This window comes from Hamadaea sp. NPDC051192 (genome assembly GCF_040682475.1).
Lineage (GTDB): Bacteria > Actinomycetota > Actinomycetes > Mycobacteriales > Micromonosporaceae > Hamadaea > Hamadaea flava.
The window spans coordinates 1-7,684 of sequence record NZ_JBFBAZ010000235.1 but is presented as its reverse complement, the minus strand read 5'-3'; the positions used below and the strand labels follow the sequence as shown (position 1 = coordinate 7,684).

Annotated in this window: 8 protein-coding genes; 6 read left to right on the top strand and 2 right to left on the bottom strand. The window is 70.9% G+C overall.

The features are described from left to right. Positions 1–187: 187 nt before the first annotated feature. A complete protein-coding gene (locus AB0M47_RS41390) occupies positions 188–604 on the top strand; it encodes a RidA family protein (protein ID WP_363424156.1) in 417 nt (138 codons plus the stop codon). Here AB0M47_RS41390 and AB0M47_RS41385 read toward each other — a convergent pair. Both AB0M47_RS41385 and AB0M47_RS41380 read right to left on the bottom strand, forming a co-directional pair. After that, complete coding sequence (locus tag AB0M47_RS41385; protein ID WP_363424153.1) at positions 594–1,316, bottom strand: hypothetical protein; 723 nt, start codon at positions 1,314–1,316, stop codon at positions 594–596. The two genes, AB0M47_RS41390 and AB0M47_RS41385, sit on opposite strands and share 11 nt — an antisense overlap. Before the next feature lie 45 nt (positions 1,317–1,361). Further along, complete coding sequence (locus AB0M47_RS41380; protein WP_363424150.1) at positions 1,362–2,480, bottom strand: alpha/beta hydrolase-fold protein; 1,119 nt, start codon at positions 2,478–2,480, stop codon at positions 1,362–1,364. An 89-nt stretch (positions 2,481–2,569) separates the two neighbouring features. Here AB0M47_RS41380 and AB0M47_RS41375 point away from each other — a divergent pair, with 89 nt between their 5' ends. From AB0M47_RS41375 to AB0M47_RS41355, 5 genes are all read left to right on the top strand, one after another. Then, positions 2,570–3,088, top strand: coding sequence for an N-acetyltransferase (locus tag AB0M47_RS41375; RefSeq protein ID WP_363424147.1), 519 nt, complete (start codon positions 2,570–2,572; stop codon positions 3,086–3,088). Between the two features lie 2 nt (positions 3,089–3,090). Further along, on the top strand, positions 3,091–3,984 hold the full coding sequence (locus tag AB0M47_RS41370; protein WP_363424145.1) for an adenosine kinase: 894 nt from the start codon (positions 3,091–3,093) through the stop codon (positions 3,982–3,984). After that, complete coding sequence (locus AB0M47_RS41365; protein ID WP_363424142.1) at positions 3,981–4,850, top strand: aminoglycoside phosphotransferase family protein; 870 nt, start codon at positions 3,981–3,983, stop codon at positions 4,848–4,850. The genes AB0M47_RS41370 and AB0M47_RS41365 overlap by 4 nt, the downstream gene beginning before the upstream one ends. An 87-nt stretch (positions 4,851–4,937) precedes the next feature. After that, a complete protein-coding gene (locus AB0M47_RS41360; protein WP_363424140.1) occupies positions 4,938–5,951 on the top strand; it encodes a chitinase in 1,014 nt (337 codons plus the stop codon). Positions 5,952–6,021: 70 nt separating this feature from the next. After that, positions 6,022–7,566: a 4-coumarate--CoA ligase family protein gene (locus AB0M47_RS41355; protein WP_363424138.1), complete on the top strand. Its 1,545-nt coding sequence runs from the start codon at positions 6,022–6,024 to the stop codon at positions 7,564–7,566. Positions 7,567–7,684 lie beyond the last annotated feature (118 nt).

Genomic DNA, 7,684 nt, shown 5'->3' with positions numbered 1-7,684 from the left:
GCTCCGGACGCCACCGCCTCCGCCATGGTCGGCCGTTCCCCGTTTTCCCCCGGGGGGACTTATCGCGCTGGATCAGGGTTCCGGGTCGAATCTTGGCCCAAGATTCGACACGGAACCCTGATCCAGCGCGCAAATGCAGCCTGCGGCGATGCATGAGCGCCGCGAGGCACAACCCGAAGGAGCAGAAGTGAACCTCACCCTCGACAACCCCGCCGCCGTCGCCGCCCCGTTCGGCGACCGGTTCGCCCACGTCGCCCGGCTCGACGTCGGCGGCGGCGCACTGCTCTTCCTGGCCGGTCAGGTGGCCGTCGACGACGACGGCGCGGTGGTCGCACCCGGCGACGCCGGGGCTCAGTCCGAGCGCATCTTCGAGATCATCGAGGGCGTACTGGCCGCCCAGGGCGCGGGTTTCGCCGACGTGGCGCACATCCGCACCTTCATGACCAGCCTGGACGACCTCCCGGCGTACGGGGCGGTGCGCCGGAAGCATTTCCCGGTCGAGCCCGGTCAGACGCCTCCGGCGAGCACCACGGTCGAGGTGAGCCGCCTCTTCCTGCCCGGTGCGGTGCTGGAAGTGGAGATCACCGCGGTCGTCAGGAGCTGAACGAGACCGCGCAGGCGACCTGCTCTCCGCTGTCCGGGCCGCCCACGGTCGCCCGGCTGCCGTCGACCTCGATGGTGCACCGTTGCGGGCTGCCCGCCGAGTCGGCGGTGGATCGCATCCAGACGAGGAAGTCGTCCTGGGCGACCGTCACGGTCTTCTGCCACGGCAATTCCGTCGTGACGGAGTGCTTGGTGACGCCGTCGTAGTAGTCGACGGTCACCGAGCCGCTGCCGCCCAGCGACAGGATCGCCTTGTGCTCGTCGTACTCGTAGCCGTGGACGCTGACGGCGATGGAGCTCATCTCGCTGTCGTCCGCGCCCTGCTGATACTTCGAGTACGCCCACCAGCCGCCGCCTCCGGTCACACCGCAGCACAGCACGAGCACCACGCCGACGATCGTGACGATCAGTCCGGTGCGGCGCTTGCGCGGCGCGGCCGGAGCGGCGGGCGGCGGAGTGGGCGAGGCCCCCGGCGCCGGCTGCGGCTGGAACGGCGGTTGCTGCTGGATCGGCGGTTGCGGCTGGAACGGCGGCGCGGGATAACCCTGCTGCGGCGGGAACTGCTGCTGCGGATAGGCCTGCTGCGGATACTGCTGGTGCGGCGGGAGCGGCGGTGCCGTCGGGTATTGGGGCTGTGGATATTCGGGCTGGCCGGGCGGCGTCCATCCGGTCGGCGGCTCCTGCGGAGTCTCCGGAGGCGGCGGCATCGTCATGGCCGCGGATCGTAGAGGACTCAGGTGTCCGGCGATGCCCCGTTGTCATTCCGCGGGAAGCGCGTCCGGCTCGCCGAGGAGATCGATGAGCCCGTCGGCCAGCCCGCCGCGCCAGCACGCGTAGTCATGGCCGCCCTGGTACTCCCGGTAGGTCACCGGGATGCCGCGGTCCAGCAGGATGCCGTGGAAGATCCGGTTGCGGGTCAGCAGAGTCCGCTCCAGGCTGCCCGCCTCCTGAAAGATCCGCAGCGGTACGCGGTCCGCGTCGGCGTACGCGTCGAAGAGGGCGGGCGAGTCGATCTCGTCGGGGGTGTCGGCCGCTCGCCAGAACGAACCGGACTGTGTCAGGACGCGGCCGAACCGGTCGGGGTGGTCGAAGCCGATCCGGACGGCGGCGAGCCCGCCGAGACTCTGCCCGGCCAGAACGGTCCGTGCCGGGTCGGCGGTCACCGGCCATCCCTTGTGGACGAAGGGCAGCAGTTCGTCGAGCAGGAACGACCTCAGGACGCCCGGCCGCGTGAGCGCCTGGTTGCGCGGCAGCCCATGGATCGAGTCGACGCCGACGACGACGGTCGGCGGGATGACTCCGGCCGCGTGCAGATTGTCGAAGGCGACGGTGACGCCGATGCCGTCCCACACCTTGCCGTCGAACAACACCGCCAGCGCGTGCTCGGCCGCGTCGACGGCTGGGGCGTACACCCAGATCGCGGAGTCGCCGAGGGTGTGCCGGGTGAGGGTGCCACAGGGCGCGCCGCCTGGTTCCACCCAGGGCTGCGCCGGGGCGTCGGGCAGGCTCAGCACCGACGCCTGTCCGTAGTTCGGCCACGTCGACGGGCCGATCCCCGCGCCGTGGCCGGGATCGGGATGGCCGCCGGTGAGGATCGCCGCCCACCGGTCGTCGTCGGGATGCCCGCCGCGCAGCGGCTCGTCGCGTACCGGACAGAACTGGTAGGAGGTGCGGAATCCGGCCGGCAGCCGCAGGGAGAGCCGCCACACGCCGTCGTCGCCCCGCTCCATCAGGTATGCCGTCAGGTCACCGTCGTCGTGCGCGTAGTCGGTCGCGCCGATCAGGCGGACCAGGACGTCGTGCGCGGGGCGCTCGGGATCGTCGTCGCGCCAGTCGAAGTCGACCTGGCAGAAGTCGCCGTCTCGCGTGATCAGCACTACGCCCCCCATTGATACAGCGCTATGGTCCGATGAGCGTATCGGGTGGGGGCGACAATCTCGTTCGACGGTCGCGGCATGATGGTCGCATGATCGTTCGCCGGGAACTGCCCGCTGACCAGGCCGCCGTACGCGCCGTGATCGCTGCGGCGTTCACCCGCGACGGCGGTGATCCGATCGAGGCGAGGCTGCTCGACGAGCTGCGCGCCGACGCCGGTTGGCTGCCCCGCCTGTCCCTGGTGGCGGTCGACGGAGACGAGGTCGTCGGGCACGTCGTCTGCACCCGCGGCCGCGTGACGGGTGACCTCGGCGTCCTTCCGGTGCTGGGGCTCGGCCCGATCGGCGTACGCCCGGATCGGCAGGGCCGGGGCATCGGCCAGTCGCTGGTGCACGCCGTGCTCGGGGCGGCCGACGCCCTCGACGAACCCCTCGTCGCGCTCCTCGGCTCGCCCGCCTTCTACGGCCGGTTCGGCTTCCGGCGGTCGACCGACTTCGGGATCACTCCGCCCGAACCCGCCTGGGGCGAGGCCTTCCAGGTCCGGCCGCTCACGGCGGACGCGCCGATGCCGGGCGTGTTCCGTTATGCCGCACCCTTCGAAGGAATGTGAAAGTGACCGACTACGACGTGCTCGTCCTCGGTGGCGCAGGTGTCGACACCATCGTCTACGTGCCCGAACTACCCCTCCCGTACGCCGACAGCTACATGGTGCCGGCCATTCAGGCCCGCCCCGGGCAGACGGGGGACTTCGTCGCTCTCGGGCTTCACTCGCTGGGACTGCGTACCCATCATCTCGACGTGCTGGGCGCGGATCGCGAGGGAGACCTCGTGCGTGACCTGCACGAACGTCATGGGGTGGGGTTCACGGTCGTGCCCACCGCGGCCGGGACCAAGCGGGCGGTCAATCTCGTCGACCCGGCGGGGCGGCGGTTGTCGCTCTACGACGTGAGCCGGGGCGACGCCGACGACCGCTTCCCGGAGGACCTGGTCGCGAAGCTGGCCGGGGTGAGTCGCCATGCGCATGTGTCGATCACGCACCCGGGTGCGCAGGCATTGCCCGCGATCGTCGCCAGTGGCGCGACGATCTCCACCGACCTGCACAACTGGGACGGGGCGAACCCCTACCACCTGGGCTTCGCCGAGCACGCGGACATCGTCTTCGTCTCGGCCGCGGCGCTCGCGGACCACGAGTCCGCGATGCGCGATCTGCTCGCGCGGGGCCGGGCGCGCGCGGTGATCGCGACCGCCGGATCCGCGGGCGCGTTCCTGCTCACCCGGGATGCCCAACGGGTACGCCATCAGCCCGCACTGGTTCCGCCGGCTCCGGTCGTGGACTCGAACGGCGCGGGCGACGCCTTCGTCACGGGTTTCCTGTTCGGGTTGCTGGACGGCGCGGACTGGGACACCTGTCTGCGCTACGGCGCGGTGGCGGGCGCGTTCGCCTGCACCATCCCGAGTACGCGCATGGAGTTCGTCTCCCGCGACGACCTGCTGGCCTCGGCGTGACCGATCACGCTGCCCTCGACCTAGGTGCGCTGGCGGAGATCGGCCGGGGGATGGAGGGCGTGGTCTACCGCCTGCCCGGCGGCCGGATCGCCAAGGCGTGGTTCACCCGCGACGCCGCGCAGCTCCGGCCGCTCGCGGAGTTCTACGCCGAGCTGTCGTTGCCGTTCGCGACGCCGGAGATCCTCGACATCGTCGAGCGGGACGGCCAGGTCGTCACCATCGAGCGCGAACTCACCGGCGTTCCGTTGTCCTCCTCCGGACTCGACCTGGCGCAGCAACGGGAACGTGCGGTGACCGTGCTGGCGGCGCTGGCCGCCGCCGCGACCGGTCCGGCCGCTCGGGCGCTGCCGGTCTTCGGCACCCATACGCCACTGTGGACGGCCGACACCTGGCGAGCCTCCCTGGTGAACCTGCTGGAGCTCCGGCTGGCCAAGGATCATCAGGTGCTGCGTGCCGCACTGCCTACTGTGGACGCCATCGCCGAGCGCGTGGCCGCGGCGCTGCCCGACCTGGCCCCGGAAGCCGAGCGCGCCGTCCACGGCGACCTCTGCCGGCCGAACGTCCTCGTGGACGCGGCCGGAAACATCAGTGGGCTCCTGGATTGGGGCTTCCTCAGCACCGCCGGTGATCCGGCGTTCGACGCGGCCACCTTCGCGGTCTTCTTCGACATGTACGGCCCGGCCGCCACCGAGCAGGCCGCGGCGATGACCGCCCTCGTGACCACCCGTCTCGGGTACGCGCCGGAGCTGCTGCGGCTGTATCAGGCGTACTACGCGCTGATCGGCGCGGCGGCGTACGACGAGACGGGTCAGGACGGCCACTTCGCGTGGTGTGTATCGCTGCTTCGAAACGTGTCACTGCCGTGACATGAGCGCCGCCGTTCGGCCGTCTTGACCGGTCGCGAGTGGATAGTAAGGCTTTCTTACAATCTCGCGACAGAAAGGCGGTTCCCGATGGCCCGACGTCTCCTCGCGGCTGCTGCGGCAGTGGCCGTGCTCGTCCTGCCCAGCCCGGCGGCGGCCGCGCCCACGCCGCTGCCGGCCCGCGTCTTCGCCCCCTACTTCGAAACCTGGCAGCCGGAAACCCTGGCCGGGATGGCGCAACAGTCCGGTGCGCGCTACTTCACGCTGGCCTTCCTCGAAACGCTGTCGAAGACGTCGTGCACGCTCGCCTGGAACGGCGAGAAGGCGCGCACGGTCGCCTCCAACGCCTATGTGGACGACATCGCCGCACTGCGGGCGCTCGGCGGCGACGTGGTGCCCTCGTTCGGCGGCTGGAGCGCAGACCAGGGCGGCACCGAGATCGGCGACTCCTGTCAGGACCCGGCCGCCATCGCGGCGGCGTACGAGGACGTGGTCGTGCGGCTCGGGGTGACCCGCCTCGACATGGACATCGAAGGCCGGTCGCTGACCAAGGCCGACGGCATCGACCGCCGGAACAAGGCGATCAAGCTGCTCCAGGACTGGGCGGCGGCGACCGGTCGCCGGGTCGACCTCGTCTACACCGTGCCCACCTCGGCGAACGGACTCGAACCGTCCGGGCTGGCGATCCTGCAGAACGCCCTGGCCAACGGCGTACGCGTCGACGTCGTGAACCTGATGGTCTTCGACTACTACGACAAGGTCACCACCGACATGGGTGCCGCCGCGCTGAGCGCCGCCCAGGGCCTCTACAACCAGCTCCACACCCTGTATCCGGCCAAGACCCCGGCGCAGCTGTGGGCGATGGTCGGGTTGACGCTGCTGCCCGGCATCGACGACTACCCGAAGAAGACCGAGATCACCTACCTCCCGGACGCCCAGCGCATGCTGGACTTCGCGCGGGCCAACGGAATCGGCGAACTGTCCATGTGGGCGATCCAGCGGGACAACGGCGGCTGCCCCGGCGTGACCGACTCCAACACCTGCTCCGGAATCGTCCAGAACACCTGGGACTTCACGCACCTCCTCACGCCGTTCACCGGTTGATCAATTGATCTACCAGGTGGCTCGGGGAACGGGTACCCTGTGGCGCACGTCACTTCCCTTGGAGGGCTCGATGTTCCGCAGTCCGTTCCCCGACGTCGCCGTTCCGGACGCCACCATCCCGCAGCACGTCCTCGGCGGCGCTGCCGCACGGGGGGACGCTCCGGCGCTCATCGACGGCCGGACCGGACAGACCGTCTCGTACGCGCACTTGGCGTACCAGGTGGAACGGCTGTCGGCCGGGCTGGCCGAGGCGGGCCTGCGCCCCGGGGACGTGCTGGCGATCTTCAGCCCGAACACGCTGCTGTACCCGGTCGTGTTCCACGCGGCGCTGGCCGCCGGCGCGACCGTGACCACGGTGAACGCCCTGGCGACGCCGACGGACCTGGCCTCGCAGCTGCACGACTCGAAGGCGCGGTTCCTCGTGACGGTGTCGCCGTTCCTGGACCGGGTGACCGCGTCGCAGACCGAGATTCCCGTCTTCGTCTGCGACCAGGCCGAGGGCTACCGGTCGGTGAGCGAGCTGCTCGCCTCGACGGCACCGGCGCCGGTGGTGGACCTCGACCCGGCCACCGCCGTGGCGACCCTGCCCTACTCCAGCGGTACGACCGGCGTGGCCAAGGGCGTCATGCTCACCCACCGGAACATCGTGGCCAACGTCGAGCAGGCGCAAGTGCCCATCAGCTACGCCGGCTACGACCGCGTGATCGCGATCCTGCCGTTCTTCCACATCTACGGCCTGACCGTGCTGATGAACATGGTGCTGGCCCGGGGCGGCGCGCTGGTGATCCTGCCGCGCTTCGACCTCGCGGAGTTCCTCGGCGCCCTCGCGGCCCACAAGGTCACCCGGGCGATGGTCGCGCCGCCGGTGGTCCTGGCGCTCGCCAAGCACCCCAGCGTCGCCGACTACGACCTCTCCGCCCTGGAGGTGGTCTTCTCCGGCGCGGCCCCGCTCGACGGCGACCTCGCCGCCGCCTGCGCCGCCCGGCTCGGCTGCGCGGTCCAGCAGGGCTACGGCATGACCGAGCTGTCCCCAGTGACCCACGCCCAGCCCTACGGAGCACGGCAGAACAAGGCCGGCTCGATCGGCCCGCTGCTGCCGAACACCGAGGCGCGCGTCGTCGACGTCGCGACCGGCGCGGACGCCGGTGTGGGGGAGAGCGGCGAACTGCTGATCCGGGGCCCGCAGGTGATGCTGGGCTACCTCGGCCGCCCCGACGAGACCGCGGCCACCATCGACGCCGACGGCTGGCTGCACACCGGCGACCTGGGCATGGTCGACGCCGACGGCGACTGGTACATCCTCGATCGGGTCAAGGAACTGATCAAGTACAAGGGCTACCAGGTGCCGCCCGCCGAACTGGAAGCGGTGCTGCTCAACCACCCCGGCATCGCGGACGCGGCCGTGATCGCCGGGCACGACGCCGACGGCGAAGAGATCCCGCACGCCTTCGTCGTCGCCGCTGCCGGCTCCTCGCTAACCGCGTCCGACGTCATCGAGTACGTCTCCGGCCGCGTCGCGCCCTACAAGAAGGTGCGCGCGGTCACGTTCGTCGACGCGATCCCGAAGAGCGCGTCCGGCAAGATCCTGCGCAAAGACCTCCGCGCCACCCTCTAGCCCGCTCGCCCCCGCTCGCCCCCCGCCCGCTCGCCCCGCTCGCCCGCTCGCCCGCTCGCCCCGCTCGCCCGCTCGCCCCGCTCGCCCCGCTCGCCCCGCTCGTTGATCATGGAGTTTC